The sequence below is a fragment of the Allorhizobium undicola ORS 992 = ATCC 700741 genome, assembly GCF_000621665.1.
GTDB lineage: Bacteria > Pseudomonadota > Alphaproteobacteria > Rhizobiales > Rhizobiaceae > Allorhizobium > Allorhizobium undicola.
This window is the reverse complement of sequence record NZ_JHXQ01000007.1, coordinates 98,210-119,303: the sequence shown is the minus strand read 5'-3', so window position 1 is coordinate 119,303 and position 21,094 is coordinate 98,210. Positions and strand designations below refer to the sequence as shown.

The window sequence follows — 21,094 nt, the reverse complement described above, 5'->3', positions numbered from 1 at the left end:
CACAAGGGGGCTTGGGCTACGCAAAGCATTGTGCTATGCAACATAATACAGGCGGATCGATCACCATACCCGGTCGAAACGCAGGTTCGTTTTATGCGTATACCTTTTTTTGAATTGCTTATGTTTTACTTGGAAATGCCTGTTTCGTCCTTCCGCACATTCACAGGATGAGCGGCCATTGTAATGCAAAAGCCCGGATTTTTAAGGGCGCTGCACGGCAAGAGACGGGAAACAGCCGGTTGCGGGATTTTTTTCGTACCGCCCAAGGCTGTTGAGAGGCGCGATTTGCATTTCCTTAATTTCAGACGGGGTGCTTTATGTATATCGATGTCCATTCCAATGACGTTTTCGACCAGTTCACCAGCCGGATCGGCAGTGCACAGACCGTTGCCGAGCTGAAGGCTCTGCTTGAGGAAACGGTCTCGCGGCTTGGCTACCAGTATTTTGCCTATCACATTGTTCAGCATTCCGCCCTTTACGAAGGCGGCTCCGCCCGGCAGACCTACGGCATCTTCAGCTATCCGGACACGTGGATGGCGCAATATGTCGCCCGTCAATATGTCAATCACGATCCGGTGGTCGATTGCTGCCTCGGCCGCAAGACCCCCTTCCGCTGGGAAGGCGTCATCGACATGGCAACGCTTTCCCCCAGCCAGCGGCAGGTGATGAAGGAAGCGGCAGAAGCCGGCATCCGCGACGGCCTGACCATTCCGCTGATGTCCAAGCATGGTGAAGTCGCCATGCTGACGGTTATCCCACCCAAGGGCGGCATGGAGCAGCGCCGCGGCCGCAAGGATGACAATCTTCTTTATGTCATCGCGCAATTCTTCCACGCCCATGCGCTTCGCATCGTCATGGAAGAGCGCCTGGTCAGCAATGTCGGACGGCGACGCTCTTTTCTGTCCGCGCGTGAGCGCGAAACGACCCTCTGGGTTTCGCGCGGCAAATCCTCCTGGGAGATTGCCCAGATCCTCGGTATTTCCGAAAAGTCCGTCGAATTCTACATGGAATCGGTAAAGAAGAAGCTTGAGGCGGTGAACCGCACGCAGGCCGTGGTCAAAGCTATCCTGCTTGGCCTGATCGATGGGGAAAATCCCATTCCTGCCGCCCGCACCAAATCAGCCCCACGTGCAGGCGCCTTGCGCATGGGCGCCATGGCGGCAGCGCCGGCATGAATGCAGATGGAATGGCTGGGATCAGCGAAGGGCATAAGGCTCTTCGCGCCCCATCCTGTTTCTCTTCTGCTTGAAATGCCCTATAGGAAGCACATTGAAACTCATCATTCTTTTTCGCAGATGGTGCTGACATATGCTGGCGCCGAAAGACGGCATGATGAGTAATATGGGCTTGAAGAATGGACGACACGCCGGAATTTACAGGGGTGGAAACACGACGGATAAGCTGGGCACGAAATTCAGCCGCCTATCGCCTGTCCCGACGCATGTTGAGCGAACAGCAGCTCCGGGAACAGATCATCCGCAAGGCGCGGCAGAAATTCGAGGAGATCGGCGACGAGGAATGCAGCCTTCTGGCCGAGGCCGCGATTGCCTATGGCCGGCAGCTTGGCGCATTGAACGATAAAAACTTTGCCGAAGTGAAACTTCGCTCACAGGCCCGCCAGGGCAAATCCAGCCGCGCCATTGCCCACGGCTTGCGCTCCAAGGGAATAGAGGCGGCAATTGTCGAAAGCGCCATGCAAAACGCAGACGATGTCAGTGCCGCCATTATTCTTGCCCGCAAGCGTGGCTATGGCCCCTTCGACCGCCATGGCGACCGGCTTGAACAACGAGCCCGGCAATTGGCTGCCTTTGCCCGCAACGGCTTCAGCTTCGACCTCGCCCGCCGGGTACTGGACATGTCGCGAGAAGAGGCGGAAGCCGAGCTGGAAACCGGCGGTGAATGGTGATGTTTTTTCCCCGGACAGCGCCTGCCCTTTTTGAAGAAGCAGCAAGCCATCACGCCCTCACCTTCCGGCCTGAAGACTACCATGATGGTGTGGCTGAAGAGATCGGCATGGCCCTGCCCGAAAAGCTCGACCGCGCCGTTGCCAAGCGAAAGGCAGAATATCTGGCGGGAAGATTATGCGCTGCCCGTGCAATTCAGGCGCTGACCGGGCGTTTTCCGGGTGCGCTCCCGGCAAGTGATACTGGCGGCCCGGCCTGGCCTGCGGGCTTGCGCGGCTCGATCACCCACACCCACGGCTTTGCTGCTGCTGTCGTGGCAAGCGGGGCTCACTGCCGCAGCCTCGGGCTGGACAGCGAAGTCTGCATGAGTGAGGAAACGCGAGCGCGCGTGGCAAAAAGCATTCTCAATCCGGAAGAAACCATGCCCTCTTTTTGGCCGCATGGTCCGCAATACCATGCAACGCTGGTTTTCTCCGCCAAGGAAAGCCTGTTCAAGTGCCTTCACCCGCTGGTGGGTGAGATGTTCTGGTTCGCGGACGCCTCCATCCATCTCAGCGCCGCCGCCCCCGGTCGCTTCACGGCCACGCTGAAGAAATCGCTTTCGCCGGAATTTACAAGCGGCTTTACGGTCGAAGGTCGCTACTGTCTGGAGGGCGACCTCGTGCATACAGGTATTATGCTCTCTCTCTGATTTTATCGGGAACAAGCTGGCGGAGGTGTTGTTCGGGTCTTCAATGCAACAACGCATATGAGGGCAATTTCTTGGACCGCTACCCGACACCCCCCTTCGACACCCCGAAAATCGCCATGCCCGGATCGACCGGCGACATGGTGCCACGCCCCGATCATGGAGAGGAAAGCTATCGCGGCTCCGGCAGGCTGGAGGGGCTCAAGGCTCTGATTACCGGCGGCGACAGCGGCATCGGACGGGCCGTTGCCATTGCCTATGCCCGCGAAGGAGCAGATGTCGCCATTTCCTATCTCTGCGAGGAAGAAGATGCCGCAGAAACCTGTCAATGGATCCGGCAGGCCGGCCGCAAAGCCTTGGCAATCAGGGGTGACATCCAGAATGCAGAGCACTGCCGCCGGTTGATCGAAACGGTTGTGAGTGATCTGGGCGGCATCGACATTCTCGTCAATAATGCGGCCCATCAGGCCAGCTTCAGCGAGATTGGCGACATCTCCGACGAGGAGTGGGAATTAACGTTCCGCGTCAATATCCACGCCATGTTCTACCTGACAAAGGCTGCCGTGACGCGAATGAAACCCGGAAGTTCGATCATCAACACAGCCTCTATCAATTCGGACACTCCAAACCCTTCGCTGCTCGCCTATGCCACCACCAAGGGCGCCATCCAGAATTTCACCGCCGGTCTGGCGCAAATGCTGGCTGAGAAAGGTATTCGAGCAAATGCCGTGGCGCCCGGCCCGATCTGGACACCCCTCATCCCAGCGACACTCGAGGAAGACCATGTGCGCAATTTCGGGAAAAGCGTGCCGATGAAGCGGCCCGGCCAGCCCGCCGAACTTGCCACTGCCTATGTCATGCTCGCCGATCCGCTTTCAAGCTATACATCCGGCGCCACCATCGCCGTCACTGGTGGAAAGCCGATTCTCTAAAGCGCATCCGGTTCACCTGCATTGCTCTAAATCCTTGTTTTAACGTATTTCTCGGCGCAAAAGTGTCGTCGTCGTTTTCCGTCTGGAAATACGTAAAAACACGCAGTCGAGCATCGCAAGTGAACCCGTGTTCTGTAAATCGTAATCGCCACGACGCCCTGTTTTTTGTTTTCACAGCAGACCTTTGCCCTGCTTCAAGCACTCTCATTGTATGGACAGGCCTCACATTTCTGACAAGACATATGGAGTTTCATTATGACCAATACCGACAAACCAGACGAAACAGACGAAACAGACGAAACAGACAAGAAGACCACCATCGAGCAGGATGCACGCGGTCAGTTCGCCAAGGGCAACACGATCACCGACAATAATGGGGTGGCAAGCGCAAAGCCGCGCGATATCACCCATTCCGACGATGCAACTGCCAACAAGCAGCCTCCTGGCCAGAAAATGCCGAAAAAGGAATGGGATCTGAATTACGACGAGCGCGAGATGAATGAAGGACAGTGGCGAGGCTGAGGATAAAACACCCGACCGCCCAGGCAACCCTCTGGAGCATCGGATCAAAAGCGTTCCATGATATAGTTTGGTTGTACACTATACCAACTTTGTCACACTCTAATTGACGAAACATTCCCGACTTGGTAAGGTTCAGCATATTCGGAGAAAACATTACAGCGCCGTGCGTTTTGTCAAACGCACGGCGCTGTAACACCCTAAATCTGCTGCATAATTCGACCGAAGTGAAACGAGGGTCGAATTATGCGTCAAACTAAAATGTTAGAGCGCCGATCTGATTCAATCAGATTGCCGCTCTAACGTAACCATCACAGCTTTGGCGCATTGCGCCGGAAGCCCATTGAAAATATGCATTATACCAAGGCATCAAAGATGCTTATGCATCCTCACCTTGAAGATTTCAGGGTAGAATTTGAATCGAGATTCCACCGAAATTCTTAAATTTTCAGGAGATCCCATGAAGTTTATCATTGAAAATACTGTTTGTCTGAATACTGGCGATGCAGCCATTCTTCTGGCCATTCGTCACATTCTGAAACATGTTTTCGATGAGCCCTTGGAAATTCATGTTTTTGACAGCCAACCCGACGTGGCTCAGCGTCTTTATGACGGATATAAGGATTTGACCTTTCACCGTCTTCTTGCCGACGAGATTTACAAAGTTCCCTATCATCGGGAAGACCGGCTAAAGAATAAGCTCAAGCTGGTTTACAACAGGCTTCTTGGGCGCATCCTCAAATTTGCCATTCCAGAGAATGGCGTTTTCCGCAATGTGCTGACGGCCAGACAGAAAGCGGCGCTGGACCTGTACCGCAAGGCGAACATGGTCATCACCACCGGCGGCACCTATCTTGTGGAAACCTATAATCTTGACAAGCGCTTGAAGCAATTCGAACTCGACCTGCTGCTCGGCAAGGCGCCGGTTTTCTTCACGCAATCGCTCGGCCCCTTCCGCAAACCGGACAATATCCGGCGGCTTCGCCCGGTCGTGGAACGATCGCCCCTGGTTCTGCTGCGTGACCAGTATTCGCATGACAATATTGCCGGGATGACGACAACACCGCAAAAATGCCATGTGGTGGCGGATTCCGTTTTCGCCTTGGCAGATATTGCCCGCATAGAAGAACAGCTTGCCAATCCGGCCAATCCGCCCACCAACCGTGTGGCGATTTCCGTTCGCCGTTGGAACTATGTGGAAGGTGGCGATAGCGGAATGAGCCGTTATATCGAGGCAGTGCGCAGTATGACCGAAACGCTGGTACGCCAGCATGGCAAGGACGTGGTTTTTCTATCCACCTGCCAGGGCGTTCCGGAATATCACCATGACGATAGCAAGACAGCCCGCCTTATTGTCGAAGGCCTGGCAGCCGATATTCGCGAGAAGGTCAGCGTGGATGGCGGCTTCCATACGCCCCATCAGCTCATGGAAAAGCTCAAAGGCTTTGACTTCGTCATTTCCACCCGAATGCACATGATGATCATGGCGCTTTGCGTTGGAACGCCCGTTCTGCCCATTGCCTATGAGTTCAAGACGAAAGAACTTTCAAAACGTCTGGGCATCGAGGACATTCTGCTCGACATCGACACGGTAACGTCGAGTGAGGCGCTTTCCCATCTTGCAGCCTTCCTGCGGGATTTCGCCCATTACCGCAGGGTAAGCCTTCAGGCCGCCATCAAGGAAGCGGCTTCCGCCCTTTCAGTGGCCAGCCTGCTCCGTGCCATTGCTCCCCGCGGGCGATTTGACCAGCATGTTGCGAAGGGTCGAAAGCCAGAAGAACAGGATCCTGCGGCTGGTGGGAAAAGCGACTACCAGAACCGCAGCAATTCCATAATTTAACAAGGCAGCCACCGCGACGGACAGGATATCGGACGTGATCCACCCCGTCGCGGCAATCTGGCGGAAGCAAAGCCATGAGAGCCCCGCCGAGGTGACGAACGTAACCTGTATGCTCAGAAAATCAAAGGCTGTAACCGGCCCGACGCGATGCAGCACGCAGGCAAGCACCGGGATCAGCAGGATATAACCGCTGATGGCGTAAGCAGCCGCAACGCCAACCGCCCCCCATTGCAAGCCGACGATAAAAGCCAGCGCCGAAACCGATGAAGAGTAAATTCCCCAGCGAAACATCGTCCTGGTATAGCCCTGACAGATGAAGATCCATCCCGTCGTGTTATTGAGCGGTTGCACCAGGCTTGCAAGGCCCAGCCAGGCGAAAATCGGCCCGACTTCCGCCCATTGCGGTCCAAACACGATGTTGACGACAGAAGACACGGTGCATGTCATGGTGGCAATGCCCGGCATCAGCACAGCCGCCAACAGCCAGTTGGTTCGCAGATAGACGTTGCGGAAGCGCGGCTTGTCATCCTGAAACTGGCTCATCAACGGAATCATTACCCGCGTCAGCGGCTGGTTGATGTTCTGGATCGGGAACATCAGCAGCTTGTAGGCGCGGTCGTAATAGCCCAACGCCTCGGCACCGGAATATTTGCCGATAAGGATATTATCCAGATTTCGGGAGAAGAAATTGACCAGATTGAAGCCGGTCAGATTGGCGCCGAAAGAGATAATATCCTTGTCTGCCCGCAATGTGGGGCTGCCGGGCATCCAGCGCGTGGTCCACCAGGATGCGGCCAGAACCACCGCCGCCGCGGCGATCGGGCCAATGGCCAAAGACCAGTAGCGTAGCCCCATATAGGCGCAGACAGCCGTGACGATCAGGCCGATTGCACCCGAAAGGACATCATTGATGGCCAGCTGGCCAAACTGGAGGCGCCGGTTCATCAGCGCCAGCGGTAATGCCGCCATACTGCCGAGAAATACAGGCATGGCCGCCGCCATGGTAATGCCTGTCATGCGGCCATCGCCATAAAAAAGCGCTACCAGCGGCGAGATCAGCAGCATCACCCCGGTGCAGAGCAGGCCGACAAAAGTGCTGATCCAGAAAACCTGATTGAGATGCAGCTCGGAAATATCCTTACGCTGGACGATGGCCTGCTGCAAACCGAGATTCTGGAAGAGCGCAACGAAGGCGGCAATAGGCCCGACGGCAGCCATGAGGCCAAAATCTTCCGGAGAAAGAAGCCGCGACAGAATGGCGACGGAAAGAAGCTGGATGACGATGCGGATGATTTGTGCGGCACCCGTAACCACACCGCCGCGCAGCGCTACTCTTCCGAAGGTGTTCGTGTTCATGATCTCTTCTTTTTGTCGGTTGCGACAAGGCTCGCAAGCTGGCCCGCCAGAGCATCGTCAAGCAGGCGGTTATTGAATTCGGCCTCGACCTTCCGGCGGGCGGACATGGCAATGGGCTGGCACTCCTGCGGGTGCTCGATCACCCAGGCAAGATTGGCGGCCAGCGTTTCGACATCCTTTTCCGGCGCCAGGAGGCCCTCTGTACCGTGGGAAATCAGTTCCGGAATGCCAGAATGGATCGTGCTGACCACGGTCAATCCCGCCGCCATGGCTTCCATGAGCGCAACGGGTATGCCTTCGACATCCCCATTCGGCGCCGTCACACTCGGCAGCACGAACACATGCGCCTCTGCCAGCCAGGATTTGACAACCTTGTGCGGCTGGCTTCCCAGAAACTGCACGCGACCGGCAATCCCAAGCTCGGCTGCCAACTGCTCAAGCTCGGCGCGAAGAGGACCATCACCGATGATCGTATAGCGCCAATCCAGTTGCGGACGTTCGTTCGCCAGCCTGCCAAGCGCTCGAAGCGCAAATTCCACGCCCTTCTTCCCGGCAAGCCGACAGACCGTAATCAATTGCAGCGTTACCCCGCTCCGTTCCCGCCATTGAAATGGTATCTGCTCCACATCTATTCCCATGTGATGCACCGCCACCTTTTCAGGCGAAGCACCAGCGGAAATCAGCATCTGGCGAAAATGCGCGTTGACCGGAAGGTTCATTGCGCCCAGCCTGAAAAGATCCCTGTACATGGCCAGACCGTCTTCCTGATAGGGAACCCCGACATCGAAGCCGTGGAATACCGTAACGACGGGCGGCCTGACGAGACCCCGTTTTTTCAGCCGGCAGACCCGCGCACCGTTATGGCCGAAATGGGCAAGCAGCACATCGAAGCTGTTCAGATGGGGAACAGCCATCATGTCAAGCGTCGAGGAAACCTTGTCACGCCAGCGGTGAGGCACTTTGTCGATATGTTGACGCGCCCCCGCCATCATGCCCCACCAGTCCTGACGCACCTGAAGCAATTTCGATACGGGACCGGTTTTCGTATCGATATGATCAAGCGGCGCCAGACCATTGCAGATCACGCCGATTTCAGCCCCTCTCTTCAACAGGCCATCCATCTGGTTGATGATGAATGTCTCCGAAAGGATAGGAAACTTCCCTACGATAAAACCAACGCGCATTGACTGCCTTGCATGGTAGGTCCGCCCTTTAAATGTTAATTCTTAACGAGCGGAAGGATGGAGAGATCAAGCCGGACAAGCTTTTATCACGCTCCAAAAGCGCATCACAAGAGCCTTATAAAAACCCCCAATAATTCACAAGGCGCAGCGGATTTTTATTGGGCAGCAACATCCGCAAAGAGCTGCGATTCTGCGTGAGTGCTGGCTGCTCGCTCCAAAACCTTAAGAAATATTTCAAATTGTCTTTCAGGCTTCAGTTGTGGACGCTGGGAAAATGCAAGGGCACGCCGCGACATCTCGTCGTAATAGGGCTCATCACTCCACAGACGCTTAAGCTGCGCCACCCAGACCTCTACAGGCTGGTCGTAATCAAGAACAACGCCACCCTCGCCGATCGCCTCCGGCAAGCCGCCACGGGTAGAACCCAGAACGGGAATGCCGCTGCAATGAGCTTCCGAAGCGACCCGACCCCAGGCCTCCTCCCATTTGCTGGGCGCCAGCAGGATTTTCGTGCGCCCATAGACCGCTTTCATGTCGGGCGTGCGGCTTTCCAGGCGAACATTTGGCAGCGGTGCAATGGCCTTTTCCACATCGGCGCGATGCTCCTCGCTAAGCTTCCAGCTTTCCTGAAAAAGAAATGGAATCTCCGGGCAGGCCTGCGCGATCTTCAGCGCCAGCTCGAAACCCTTTTCCGCATAGGGATTGACGAAGGTTACGCATTCACGCGTGGATTGCGTCGCGTAAGCCGCCGGATCGATCGTCGGAGGTATGACAACGGACTCAATGCCATATTCGGCATTGTAGCTGCGGGCGGTAAACTCGGAATTCGCAATGTAGAGCGACGGCCCCAGATCGCAAAGATCGCCGGCAAGCTCGTGAAACTCGACATTTCGCAGATAAATGACCGTTGGCACATTATGCGCCTGAAGAACCTTGGCGATCGGCACGGAATTATGGCACTGCACGACGGCAACGTCCGGCCTGAACGTCTCCGCAACAAATCCTGCCGCCTCCCAGGGATGCCATGCGCGCATCACCGGATAGCCGGGATAAGTATCCATGACGGCAGGGCGCCGGGTAAGCTTGAGCTTGGCGCGGGTTTTAAATCCGAAAAACCCGTCTCCGAATAATGATGCAAGAACCCAGGCATCGTGCTTGCGCTGGCGCAACTGTTTGACAAGATGGTGAGTGCTTGATTGAACGCCCCCGTTGAACTCGGGGTAATAACCACTTCCGCCGGCGAAAAGAACCTTCATTGCTTGTGCTCCTGCTCCGGCAATTCCGATTGCAACAGCACGGAATCGCAAATTTCTGAAAGTCCGGGCAAGATGGATTTGTTTCGCCCGGACGAATGAAAATAGTCCCCTCTTCCGCCCTTTCAGGCAGACGACCAATCAGAGCGCCGTGCGTTTCATCAAACGCACAAAGGACGCCGTAACACTTTAAATCTGCTACGCAATTTCCATCTTAAATCGGTTTCGATCCAAGGGATCATGCAGTCATTCTTGCGGTTTCCCCAAACCGGAGGAGCCATCGCCCCTCAGGCCGCCATGCGGCCGATGCTGTAATATTGCAAGCCGTAACGCGCCACCACCTTCGGATTATAAAGGTTGCGGCCGTCGAAAATCACCGGGTTCTTCAGCGACTGCCGGATCATCTCGAAGGACGGTGCCTTGAAGTTCTTCCACTCGGTAACGATCACGAGGGCATCGGCATCGCGTAGTGCGGCTTCCTTGGTCCCGCACAACATCAGGTCGTTGCGCTGGCCATAAATGCTCTGGCATTCCTGCATGGCTTCCGGATCATAGGCACTGACGGATGCGCCCTCGCGCCACAATTCTTCCATCAGCACGCGAGACGGTGCTTCGCGCATATCATCGGTGTTCGGCTTGAAGGCCAACCCCCAGAGAGCGAAACGCTTGCCCTTAAGATCGCCATTGAAATGCTTGTAGGCCTTGTCGAACAGCACATATTTCTGCCGGTCGTTTCGCTCTTCCACCGCCTTCAACATGCGGGCATCGAAGTTTACGCCTTCGGCCGTCTTGATCAGCGCGCGCACATCCTTGGGAAAGCAGGAGCCGCCATAACCGGCGCCCGGATAAATGAAGTGATAGCCAATGCGGGGATCGCTGCCGATACCCTTGCGCACTTCCTCGATATCGACGCCAAGCTGTTCGGCAAGGCTCGCCATTTCATTGATGAAACTGATCTTGGTGGCCAACATGCAGTTGGCGGCATATTTGGTAAATTCCGCACTGCGAATGTCCATCACGATGATCTTCTCGTGATTGCGGTTGAACGGCGCGTAAAGCTCGCGCATCACCTGCTCGGACTCTTCCGACTGCGTTCCGACGATGATCCGGTCCGGCCTCATGCAATCGGCAACCGCCGAGCCTTCCTTCAGGAATTCCGGGTTGGATACGACATCGAATGTCAGATCCGGACGCCCGCGCTCGGAAAGAAGATCGGCAACACGCCGCCGCACCATGTCGCAAGTGCCGACCGGCACCGTTGACTTGCTGACGATGATCTTGTGCTCTTCCATTTCGCGCGCGATGGTCTCGGCGACGGAAATGACATATTTCAAATCGGCGGAACCGTCTTCTCCGGGCGGCGTTCCAACGGCGCTGATGATGATCTGGCCGAATTTTACCGCAGCAGCGGCATCGGTTGTAAAGATGATACGGCCGGCGGTGTGATTTTCCTTCACAAGCTCTTCAAGGCCGGGCTCGAAGATCGGAATAATACCCTGATTGAGGCGCTGCACCTTTTCAGCATCCACATCCACGCACATGACATTGTGCCCGACATCGGCCAGCACTGCTGCCTGGACGAGACCGACATAGCCAATACCAAAAACGGTGATATCCATTAGGGCTCCGCCTTCACTTCACACATCGATTTACGATCACAGCCGCATCATGCGGTCGCTCTTAAATAGTAGTTAAGGAACCTAACACGGAGAATGCTGCGGCACAACATGTTTCCCATAATAGAAAGGTTTAGGCCTATCTAATTGTATTTATGAAATTAAATGAGAATTTCTCTACCCAGGGGCCGGAAAGGAAAATCGGCCAAGGCAATTTTGCAGCGCAAAAAACGGTAGTAATCGCGAATGTTGCCATGACGCGATTCCCGAAATTCTGCCTTTGCAAGGCTCTGGGGTCAGCTTCGAATAAAGTCCAGTACCGGTTCCATCGCCTCGAATGTGCGGTCCATGGCGGCCTCGGCGATGAAAGGAAGAGGTAAATGTCCGAACAAGAGCGAAAGCTGCCTTTCGGCGGCCGCCTCGCCCTGACCGGCCACGGCTGCGACATAGAGCGCAGATGCCAGGCCGGAGCGGTCTGCCCCCGCCTGACAGTGGATAAGCATCGGCTTGGGGGCCGTCTTCATGATCTCGATCAGTCGCATGACCTGATCTTTGGACAGCTCCTTGCGGGCGCTGATGCGGAAATCCACATGTGCCAGACCAAGCTCGGAGGCGGCGGACACCTCCGCATCATACCAGGGCCTGCCGGGATTGGCGCCCCGCAGGTTGATGACGGAGCGTATGTGGTAGCGCGCCATATAGGACTTCAGCATGGCGGGCGTGGGCTGGGCAGACCGGTAGACCTCCCCCTCGATCACGGTATTGAAATTTCCCGTAAGCCTGAGATAGCCGAGATAACCGGCCGATACCACGAGACACAGAAGCAGGCCTGCCGCCAACCGCGCAAACCAGGCCCGCGTGCGGACCAGCGGCATGTAGGGATTTTGAGGCGTGGTAAGCGACATGTCTGCTGCCCGGAGAGTGAGCGGCATCGGAAGGCAATCCGGATGCCGGTTTTCAGATGCGTCATTACCCTTGCGGATGAAGACCTCTTGCCTGACTTTCCTGACAGGAACCTGAAAGTGAACCCAACAGCAAAAAACGCGCCGCTCGAAAGAGCGACGCGCATGGCCTCAATCAATGTCGGAATTGTCAGGCTTGCGCTTCGATCCCACGACCATGGCGGCCACCAGATTTTCGCGATGGCGCAAGCTGGCATGAACCACCCCGCCCACATGTACCAGGACGGAAAGGAGCAGGACATTCACCAGCCCCTCATGCAATTCCTCTACCCATTCCACGCCCCAGAACGCATCCGTTGTCTGTAAATAGCCGGTCAGAGCGATGCAGGAGACTATGGCCAGCAGAAAGACGACCATGAGCGCGCCAAGCGGATTATGGCCCAGATAGCGCCGCTCGCGATGCCGCAGCACATCCCGCACATAGGCCAGAACATGCCGCGGCGAACGGATGAACTGCCGGAAGCGGGCATAACGGCTGCCCATGAGGCCAAGCGCCAGCCGGAGAACAATCAGCCCCGCCGCCATGTAACCGGCAAATTCATGCAGGTTGCGCACGCCATCGGCGCTGAACCAGGCAATTATAATGGCGGCAACCAGCCCCCAGTGAAACAGCCGGACGAACGGGTCCCAGACCTTGACGCGCGCTTCCATGGATCAATCCCCGCTCTTGACGTCCACGGAGGCGAAGGTCTGCGGATTGAAATAGGCTTCCACCTTTTTGCCCTTGGCGTCGAAGGCATAGACTTCGTAGCAGCCATCTTCCGTCTTGACGGTGCGAACCTTCCAGCCTTCTCCTTCCAGCTTGGTTTTCAAGGCTTCGCGGGGCTGCCATTGCGCGGTTGGAACCGAGCATTTTTCGGCGGCGAATGCCGCGCCGCTCAGGAGGGTCAATGCACAGGTGGTGGCAAGAATGAAACGCATGGGCTTTTCCTTTCGGTTGTTGATGACCGATAGTTGCGCCCCGAAACTGACATTCAGCTGAAAGCGCTGAAATCTTTTCGCAATTCCATTCGCCCTGCACATTCAGCCCGGTGTAAGCTTATGCAAGCAAGGACAAGTCCTGCTCGACAGATCGGGATCCGAGGGAGATGCACATTGCGCATATTGCTGGTGGAAGATGATGAATTGCTGGGGGATGCCGTCAGAACACACCTTGCCCGGCAGGGACACGCCGTCGATTGGGCGCAAAGCCTGGAAGAAGCCGAAGCGCACTTGCAGGCGGTGGCCTTCAATCTCATTCTGCTCGACCTGCGCCTGCCGGACGGACACGGGCTCGATGTGCTGAAATCCCTGCGCAACGGCCGGGATGTCACGCCGGTCATCATCCTCACGGCCCACGACCAGGTATCGGAACGGATCGCCGGACTGAACGCCGGGGCAGACGATTATCTCGTCAAACCCGTCGATCTCGATGAATTGCAGGCGCGCCTCCATGCGGTCTCGCGACGTTACAATGCCCATCAACTGCCGGAAATCCTGCTCGGGGGCCTCAGGGTCCTGCCATCGGAGCGCCGCGTCATCGATGGAAACGGACAGGACATAACGCTTTCTGCCCGCGAATGGGCCATTCTGGAACGGCTCATTGCCCGCCGCCAGTCCATCGTTTCCAAGGCACAGCTGGAAGACGCCCTGTATGAATTCGGCGCCGAAATCGAAAGCAATACGGTTGAAGTCTATGTCAGCCGGCTTCGGCGCAAACTCGGCAGGGAAATCATCGAGACCGTTCGCGGTCTCGGATACAGGATTGCCGCCGATGCCTGAAGGAAAAACCTATAGCCTTTCGCGCCGTATGATCCTGTCCATCTCCGTCATGCTGTGCCTGTTCTGGGTGGCGGCGGTGATGCTTGGCATTCGCACCATGCGCGATGAATTCGATGAAGTCTTCGACAGCGGGCTTCAGGAAACCACCGAGAGGTTGATGCCGCTTCTGGTGGAGGATCTCTATAGCCGGGACAATCAGACCGGGCCATATCGCGTCTTCGACCCGAAAAGCGAAGTGGACGAGGAATATCTGACCTATCAACTCCGGGATGCGAATGGCCGGGTGCTGCTGCATTCCTCGCAAACGCCTGCCACCCCTTACGATGCCCCGCTGAAACCTGGTTTCTGGAGCGATGCCAATCACCGTGTCTATACGATGGAAACAGTCAGCGGCAGCCTGTTTGTTCAGGTCGCAGATTCCCTCGACCATCGCAACGAGGCCACCCGCGAAGGGGCATTTTCGCTCATCCTGCCTGTCATGATTCTTCTGCCGCTGGCCATGCTGTTCGTCTGGCTCATCACCCGGCAGGCCATTGCGCCGGTGGAGCGCCTGCTCCACGCCGTGTCATCCCGCGATGGCGGTAATCTGGCGCCGATTTTAGCCAGCGATCTCCCAAAGGAACTGGCCGATATTCCAGCCTCCATCAACAAACTGATGGCGCGGCTGGACAATGCCCTTCAGGCAGAGCGCGACATTGCCGCCAACAGCGCCCATGAGTTGCGCACCCCCATTGCCGGCGCCCTGGCACAAACCGAGCTTCTGGTCAAAGAACTGGAGGGCCACGCCGCCCGCCCGCGCGCCGAACAGGTTCTGAAAGGCCTGAGACGGCTCTCCACCATGCTGGAAAAGCTGCTGCAACTGGCCCGCGCCGAGGCTGGCATCGGCATTGGCGAACAGCCAGTGGCCATCGAGCCGCTGTTCGATCTGGTGCTGAGCGATATTTGCCGCGCCTATCCGCAGCTGCTCATCGAGGTTCGCAAGGATAATGCCGAAAGCGGGCCGATTGCGCGACGCATCGATGCCGATGCCTTCGCCATTGCGCTCCAGAACCTGATGGAAAATGCGGCCCGATACGCAGAACCCGGCACCACGGTCAAAGCCATGCTTTGCGCGGACGGCACCGTTACCGTCAGCAATATCAGTGCTGATCCGATCGACGGCGATGTAAACGCCCTTCGCCAGCGCTTCCGGCGCGGCAGGTCCACGGCGCCGGGCTCGGGACTGGGCCTTGCCATCGTCGAGCGCCTCATCTCACAGATGGGGGGCAGGCTGGATCTGGCCGCAGAAAGAGAGCCATCCGGCCAGACGCTCTTTACCGCCCGGCTGCATTTTTCGGAAAACCCCGCCAGCCCGGCCTGAAAGGCACCATCTTATTTTTGAAGCATAATCTTATCGATCCTCGTTTCGCTCCGGTCGGATTATGCTCTAAAACAGCTTTCTGGTGACGAATTTCGGCTGTAGATAGGCCTCGATGCCTTCGGCGCCACCCTCCATGCCGTAACCGGAATCCTTCACGCCGCCGAAAGGTGTTTCCGGCAGGGCAAGACCGGCATGGTTTATGCTCAGCATTCCAGTTTCGACATGATCGGACAGGTCGTTCATGGTTTTCGCCGAACGGGTAAAGGCATAAGCCGCCAGCCCGAAAGGCAGCCGGTTCGCTTCGGAAATCGCCTCTTCCGCCGTCCTGAAGCGGCTGACCAGCGCCACCGGACCGAAAGGCTCGTCATTCTGGATTTTTGCCGCAGGATCCGTTTCCAGCAAAATGGTGGGCGCAAAGAAATTGCCGCGATTGCCGACGCGCTCACCGCCGGTCAAAAGCTTTCCGCCATGCTTGACCGCGTCTTCCGTCAGTTCCGCCATGGCAGACAGGCGGCGGTCATTGGCAAGCGGGCCCATGGTGACATCCGCTTCGAGCCCATTGCCGAGCTTCAGCTTGCTGACCTGATTTTCAAAATCGGCAACGAAATTGTCATAGGCCTTTTCCTGCACCATGAAGCGGGTGGGCGCGATGCAGATCTGGCCGGAATTATAGAATTTGAGCCGCGCCATCACCTTGGCGGCACCTTCTACATCCGCATCGTCGAAGACCAGAACAGGCGCGTGGCCGCCCAGTTCCAGTGTTATGCGCTTCATGTATTTCCCGGCCTGTTCGGCCAGAAGCTTGCCCACCGCCGTTGAGCCGGTGAAGGAAACCTTGCGGATGATCGGGCTGGCGATCAGATAGGAGGAGATTTCCGACGGCACGCCGTATAGCAGGTTGATGCTACCGTCCGGCAAACCGGCATCCGCAAAGGCCTTCACCAATGCCGCGCAACTGGCGGGCGTTTCCTCAGGCCCCTTGACGATGATCGAGCAGCCTGCCGCAAGCGCGGCGGAAATTTTCAGCACCGCCTGATTGATAGGGAAATTCCAGGGCGTGAAGGCAGCGACGGGACCGACCGGCTCCTTGATGACATTTTGCACAACATCAGGCGCACGGGCCGGAATGATGCGTCCATAGGCGCGCATTGCCTCCTCGGCAAACCAGCGGATCACCTCCACGGCGGAATTGACCTCGTTGCGCGCCTGCTGCAACGGCTTGCCCTGCTCCATCGTCAGCACGGGCGCGATCTCCTCCACGCGCGCGGCCAGAAGATCGGCGGCCTTGCGCATAAGCGCGGCGCGTTCGTAAGCGCTCGTCCTGCGCCATGCATCAAAGCCTGCGGCGACGGCTTGCAGCGCATCATCCAGATCCTGACGGCCAGCCTTGGCAAGCTTGCCAATGACCTCTTCCGTGGCCGGGTTCACCACATCCAGAACACCAGCGCCGCCGGAACGCCACTGACCGCCAACAAGCAGATCGGTATCGGGATAAATGCTCATGTCATAACTACCTTACTGTTCAAAATTGCATTGGCCGAGCCGGACGAAATGGCGGCAGGCGCGGCAGACGTCTTAAACCCCCAACCGGTCACGCAGGCCATACCACCACGCCCCCAGCACCGTCAGCGGCACCCGGAAAGTCTTGCCACCGGGAAAGGGATAGGCCTTCAATGACGACCAGACATCGAACCGTCCCATCTGACCGCTCACCGCCTCGCCCAATATCTTCCCCAGAAGATGGGTCGTGGTAACGCCATGTCCACTGTCGCCGTGGGAGAAAAATAGAGTGTCGGAAAGCTTGCCCATATGCGGAATGCGCGTCAGGGTGAGTGCGAAATTGCCGCTCCAGGCAAAATCGATCTTCACGCCCCGCAATTGCGGAAAGGTTTTCAGCATGTTGGGCCGGATGACGCCGGTAAGATCGGCCGGATCCTGTCCACCATAGCCGATGCCGCCGCCATAGAGCAGGCGGTTGTCGGCGGTGCGGCGGTAATAATCCAGCACGTAATTGGCGTCCTCCACGCAGTAATTGGCGGGCAAAAGGCTCTCGATCAGGCTTTGGTCGAGCGGCTCGGTTGCCATGACCTGCGAGGAAACCGGCATCATTTTTTCGGTGATCTCGGGAAGCAGATCGCCCAGATAGGCATTGCCGCAGACCAGCACGAAGCGGGCCTTCACCCGTCCTTGCGCGGTCCTGACCACGGGCGCGGCGCCCGGCTCGACACCTGTCACGCGGCTTTTTTCAAAAATCCGCCCGCCCAGCCTTTCCACGGCCTTCGCCTCGCCAAGCACCAGATTGAGCGGATGGATATGCCCGCCAAGCCTGTCGATCATGCCGCCGACATAGCGGCCGCTTTGGACATAGTGGCCAACCTCGGCACGGGAGACCATTTCGAGGCCGGAATGGCCATGTCTTTCCCAGTTCACCCGCACCGCGTCCATCTCGCGGATCTGCTTGTCGGTAAAGGCAGCGAAGAAACCGCCATCAACGAGATCGCACCTTATATCGTAGCGCGCCACCCGTTCGCGAATGATCTCGCCGCCTTCCAGCGACATTTTTCCAAGGCTGACGGCCTTGTCCTCGCCGTAACGGCGGGCAATGGTTTCAAGGTCGCGGCTGTAACCGTTGACGATTTGCCCGCCATTGCGGCCTGACGCACCGAAACCGATGCGCGCAGCCTCCAGCACCACCACCTTATAGCCGTTTTCGGCCAGTTGCAGTGCCGCCGAAATACCGGTGAACCCCGCGCCGATCACGCAGACATCCGCCTCGATTTCGCCCTGCAAGGCAGGCCGCTCATGCCTGTCATTGGCCGAAAAAGCATACCAGCTATCGATATGGCCTGGATTGCCAGGGCGTTGCATCATGTCACACCGTCCGGATATAGGCGTCATACTCGACATCGGTGACGCGCAGGGAAAATTCGGAAAGCTCCTGCTGCTTGCAGGCTGTATAAAGTCCGCGATATTTCGGCCCCAAAGCCGCATAGGCAAAGCTGGAGCGAGAAAACCGTTGCAGCGCATAATCCCAGTTGGTCGGCAAGGGCTCGTGATTGACGGCATGATCGTCGCCTGTGATCGCCCCGCCGGGGGAAAGCTTTTCCTTCATGCCCGCCAGCGCCGCGGAGAGAATCATGGCCAGCACCAGATAGGGATTGGTATCGGCCCCGGCGACGCGATGTTCGATGCGGGTGGCGGGCTTCGATGCGGTTATCACCCGCACCGCCGCAGAGCGATTGTCAAACCCCCAGGACGCATAGGTCGGCGCATGTTCGGACGGCCGCAGACGGCGATAGCTGTTCTGGTGCGGTGCAAAAACCGCCATGCTCTCGCCCATGTTTTCCAGAAGCCCGCCCACGGAATGCATCAGCCTTTCCGACGGCCCCTCCTCACCGGCATAGATGTTGCGGCCCGCCTGATCCAGCACCGAAAAATGCACATGCATTCCGCTGCCCGCCTGCGTGCCATAGGGCTTGGCCATGAACGTGGCATCAAGGTCATTGGCACGGGCAACGCTTTTGACGATACGCTTCAGCAACACGGCATAATCGGCGGCCGCCAGCGCATCCGGCACGTGGTTGAGGTTGATTTCATACTGACCGGGACCATTTTCGCGTAGCGTCGTATCCGCCGGCACATTCTGGGCACGGGCAGCGGCGGAAATGCCGTAAAACACCTCCTCGAAATCCTGCAATTCGGAAATCGAGAGAACCTGTGTTTGTCCGGTATGCCAGCGGCCCTCGCGGGTATTGGGCGGACGCACAGGATCAAGCGCGGAGCGCACCGGGTCGATGAGGTAGAATTCCAGCTCCGTCGCCACAACCGGCGTCAGCCCCGCTGCCTTGTAACGCTCCAGCACATTGGCCAGCACGCGGCGTGGATCGGCATAAAAGGGCTCGCCATTGACCTGCATCTGCAACAAGACCTGGGCGGTTGGCCGCGAAAGCCATGTCACCCGCGACAGCGTGCCGGGAACGGGAAAACACAGCCCATCCGGATCGCCCGTGCCTTCGGCAAGTCCCGCCCCGTTGACGTCACGCCCCCAGACATCCAGCGCATAGACCGATCGCGGCATGGCCATGCCCTTGGTCAGCACATCGATGGCGCGCTCCCGCGGGATCCATTTTCCGCGCGGCACGCCATTCACATCGATGACAAAGGCTTCAAGAACCTCGATATCCGGGTTCTTCTCGAAAAATTCCAGCGCCTCTTCAGCGTTCAACATCATGCACCCGGCAGGACGGAGCGGACGGAGCCACAACCGTTAAGAAAGATGAACCAGCAGCCAGACATCACCCGAAGCCGAACACAGGCCGCCAGCATGGAACAAAAGCTTAGAGCATTTCCAGCAAAAGTGTAGTCGGTTTTGCCTCCGACAATGCGGGAAAAAAAGCCTGGAGAGCATCCTCGCCTTGAAAAAATTTCGAATATCTCAACCGCGTCAGTCGCTTGCGGTATTCGAAAAGGGAATACCAAGAGTCATTTTCAATAACCCTTGGCATTCCCCGCCAGCCTGCCAGGCTTGCACACTGCACAAATGAATTGGTGCGGTGCAGCACAAATAATCATATTATTCGCCTTTACACTTCTTTCATTCTGTACTAATTCAAAAATGTGCTGTGGAGGCAGCACCTGAAGGAAGAGGAAACTTCAGTTTTTTGTGCATAGAACGGCGAAACATAGATTTTCGTCCCGTTTTTCTATGCCATTGGGGAGGAAATCCATGTCTATACTTCGTAAACTTGCGCTTGGCGCAGGCATGATGGCGCTCGCCTCGACGTCGGCCCTTGCGGCGGGCATGACGGTCGGCTTCTCGCAGATCGGCTCGGAATCCGGTTGGCGTGCGGCCGAAACCTCGGTGACGCGCATGGAGGCGGAAAAGCGTGGCATTACGCTGAAATTTGCCGATGCGCAGCAGAAGCAGGAAAACCAGATCAAGGCCATTCGGGGCTTTATTGCTCAGGGCGTCGATGCCATTCTTGTTGCTCCGGTGGTCGCCACTGGCTGGGAAGACGTGCTGACCGAAGCCAAGGAAGCCAAGATTCCGGTTATCCTGCTTGACCGCGGCGTCGATGCGCCGAAGGATCTCTATCTCACCTCCGTGGCCTCCGATCAGGTCAAGGAAGGCAAGGTCGCCGGCGACTGGCTGGTGAAGACGGTGGGCTCCAAGCCCTGCAAGGTCGTCGAGCTTCAGGGCACTGTTGGCTCCACCCCGGCCATCAACCGCAAGAAGGGGTTCGAGGAGGCCATTGCCGGTCACGCCAACATCACCATCGCCCGCAGCCAGACGGGTGACTTTACCCGCGCCAAGGGCAAGGAAGTCATGGAAGGCTTTCTCAAGGCGGAAAATGGCGGCAAAAATATCTGCGCCATGTATGCCCATAACGACGACATGGCAGTCGGCGGCATTCAGGCCATCAAGGATGCGGGCCTGAAACCGGGCAAGGACATTCTCGTGGTTTCCATCGATTCCGTGCCCGATATTTTCTCGGCCATGGCAGCAGGCGAGGCCAATGCCACGGTGGAATTGACGCCCAACATGGCAGGCCCGGCCTTCGACGCGCTGGAGGCTTACAAAAAGACCGGCAAGGAGCCGGAAAAGTTCATCATCACCGAATCCAAGCTTTACACGCCTGCCGATAACCCCAAGGGCGAATATGAAAAGCGCAAGGGCCTTGGATATTGATTGATTGATCGGCCGGGCGGCCTTATCGCA

Annotated in this window: 18 protein-coding genes and 1 pseudogene; 9 read left to right on the top strand and 10 right to left on the bottom strand. The window is 57.2% G+C overall.

The window, feature by feature from the left end:
• Positions 1-317: 317 nt before the first annotated feature.
• The 6 genes and pseudogenes from T424_RS20710 to T424_RS23040 all read left to right on the top strand — a co-directional run.
• Positions 318-1,175, top strand: coding sequence for a helix-turn-helix transcriptional regulator (locus tag T424_RS20710; protein WP_051558908.1), 858 nt, complete (start codon positions 318-320; stop codon positions 1,173-1,175).
• 179 nt (positions 1,176-1,354) lie between these two features.
• Positions 1,355-1,906, top strand: a complete 552-nt coding sequence (locus T424_RS0109945) for a regulatory protein RecX (protein ID WP_037067275.1) — start codon at positions 1,355-1,357, stop codon at positions 1,904-1,906.
• Positions 1,900-2,595, top strand: a complete 696-nt coding sequence (locus T424_RS20705; RefSeq protein WP_051558907.1) for a 4'-phosphopantetheinyl transferase family protein — start codon at positions 1,900-1,902, stop codon at positions 2,593-2,595. The genes T424_RS0109945 and T424_RS20705 overlap by 7 nt, the downstream gene beginning before the upstream one ends.
• 71 nt (positions 2,596-2,666) lie before the next feature.
• A complete protein-coding gene (locus tag T424_RS0109935) occupies positions 2,667-3,524 on the top strand; it encodes an SDR family oxidoreductase (RefSeq protein ID WP_037067272.1) in 858 nt (285 codons plus the stop codon).
• Between the two features lie 255 nt (positions 3,525-3,779).
• Positions 3,780-4,046 (top strand): hypothetical protein, encoded by a 267-nt coding sequence (locus tag T424_RS0109930; RefSeq protein ID WP_245269508.1) that lies wholly within the window; start codon positions 3,780-3,782, stop codon positions 4,044-4,046.
• Between the two features lie 457 nt (positions 4,047-4,503).
• Positions 4,504-5,556, top strand: a pseudogene (locus T424_RS23040) (polysaccharide pyruvyl transferase family protein); the annotation flags it as partial.
• Between the two features lie 186 nt (positions 5,557-5,742).
• On the opposite strand, the gene T424_RS20700 reads toward T424_RS23040, so the two are convergent.
• The 7 genes from T424_RS20700 to T424_RS0109870 all read right to left on the bottom strand — a co-directional run bounded on the left by T424_RS20700 (position 5,743) and on the right by T424_RS0109870 (position 13,175).
• Positions 5,743-7,239 carry a lipopolysaccharide biosynthesis protein gene (locus T424_RS20700; RefSeq protein WP_037067269.1) on the bottom strand — a complete coding sequence of 499 codons (1,497 nt, stop codon included), beginning with the start codon at positions 7,237-7,239 and terminating at the stop codon, positions 5,743-5,745.
• A complete protein-coding gene (locus T424_RS20695; protein ID WP_051558906.1) occupies positions 7,236-8,423 on the bottom strand; it encodes a glycosyltransferase in 1,188 nt (395 codons plus the stop codon). Before T424_RS20695 ends, T424_RS20700 begins: the two co-directional genes overlap by 4 nt.
• A 155-nt stretch (positions 8,424-8,578) precedes the next feature.
• Complete coding sequence (locus tag T424_RS0109890) at positions 8,579-9,679, bottom strand: glycosyltransferase (RefSeq protein WP_027487586.1); 1,101 nt, start codon at positions 9,677-9,679, stop codon at positions 8,579-8,581.
• A gap of 284 nt (positions 9,680-9,963) precedes the next feature.
• Positions 9,964-11,295, bottom strand: a complete 1,332-nt coding sequence (locus T424_RS0109885) for a UDP-glucose dehydrogenase family protein (protein WP_027487585.1) — start codon at positions 11,293-11,295, stop codon at positions 9,964-9,966.
• A gap of 293 nt (positions 11,296-11,588) precedes the next feature.
• Positions 11,589-12,224, bottom strand: coding sequence for a fused DSP-PTPase phosphatase/NAD kinase-like protein (locus T424_RS0109880; RefSeq protein ID WP_245269506.1), 636 nt, complete (start codon positions 12,222-12,224; stop codon positions 11,589-11,591).
• Between the two features lie 141 nt (positions 12,225-12,365).
• Positions 12,366-12,905: a cytochrome b/b6 domain-containing protein gene (locus T424_RS0109875; protein WP_027487583.1), complete on the bottom strand. Its 540-nt coding sequence runs from the start codon at positions 12,903-12,905 to the stop codon at positions 12,366-12,368.
• A gap of 3 nt (positions 12,906-12,908) precedes the next feature.
• Positions 12,909-13,175 carry a PepSY domain-containing protein gene (locus T424_RS0109870; protein ID WP_037067302.1) on the bottom strand — a complete coding sequence of 89 codons (267 nt, stop codon included), beginning with the start codon at positions 13,173-13,175 and terminating at the stop codon, positions 12,909-12,911.
• 174 nt (positions 13,176-13,349) lie between these two features.
• Between T424_RS0109870 and T424_RS0109865 the strand changes: the two genes are divergently transcribed.
• Together T424_RS0109865 and T424_RS0109860 are read left to right on the top strand one after the other, a co-directional pair.
• A complete protein-coding gene (locus T424_RS0109865; protein ID WP_027487581.1) occupies positions 13,350-14,015 on the top strand; it encodes a response regulator transcription factor in 666 nt (221 codons plus the stop codon).
• Positions 14,008-15,375 carry an ATP-binding protein gene (locus T424_RS0109860; RefSeq protein ID WP_027487580.1) on the top strand — a complete coding sequence of 456 codons (1,368 nt, stop codon included), beginning with the start codon at positions 14,008-14,010 and terminating at the stop codon, positions 15,373-15,375. The genes T424_RS0109865 and T424_RS0109860 overlap by 8 nt, the downstream gene beginning before the upstream one ends.
• Before the next feature lie 66 nt (positions 15,376-15,441).
• Here T424_RS0109860 and T424_RS0109855 read toward each other — a convergent pair whose 3' ends face one another.
• The 3 genes from T424_RS0109855 to T424_RS0109845 all read right to left on the bottom strand — a co-directional run bounded on the left by T424_RS0109855 (position 15,442) and on the right by T424_RS0109845 (position 19,603).
• Positions 15,442-16,878 carry an NAD-dependent succinate-semialdehyde dehydrogenase gene (locus tag T424_RS0109855; protein WP_027487579.1) on the bottom strand — a complete coding sequence of 479 codons (1,437 nt, stop codon included), beginning with the start codon at positions 16,876-16,878 and terminating at the stop codon, positions 15,442-15,444.
• Between the two features lie 72 nt (positions 16,879-16,950).
• Positions 16,951-18,246 (bottom strand): NAD(P)/FAD-dependent oxidoreductase, encoded by a 1,296-nt coding sequence (locus T424_RS0109850; RefSeq protein ID WP_037067266.1) that lies wholly within the window; start codon positions 18,244-18,246, stop codon positions 16,951-16,953.
• Between the two features lies 1 nt (position 18,247).
• Positions 18,248-19,603: a glutamine synthetase family protein gene (locus T424_RS0109845; protein WP_407921389.1), complete on the bottom strand. Its 1,356-nt coding sequence runs from the start codon at positions 19,601-19,603 to the stop codon at positions 18,248-18,250.
• A 498-nt stretch (positions 19,604-20,101) separates the two neighbouring features.
• On the opposite strand from T424_RS0109845, the gene ytfQ reads away from it, so the two are divergent.
• Positions 20,102-21,064, top strand: coding sequence for a galactofuranose ABC transporter, galactofuranose-binding protein YtfQ (gene ytfQ, locus T424_RS0109840; protein ID WP_027487576.1), 963 nt, complete (start codon positions 20,102-20,104; stop codon positions 21,062-21,064).
• The last annotated feature ends 30 nt before the right edge of the window (positions 21,065-21,094 follow it).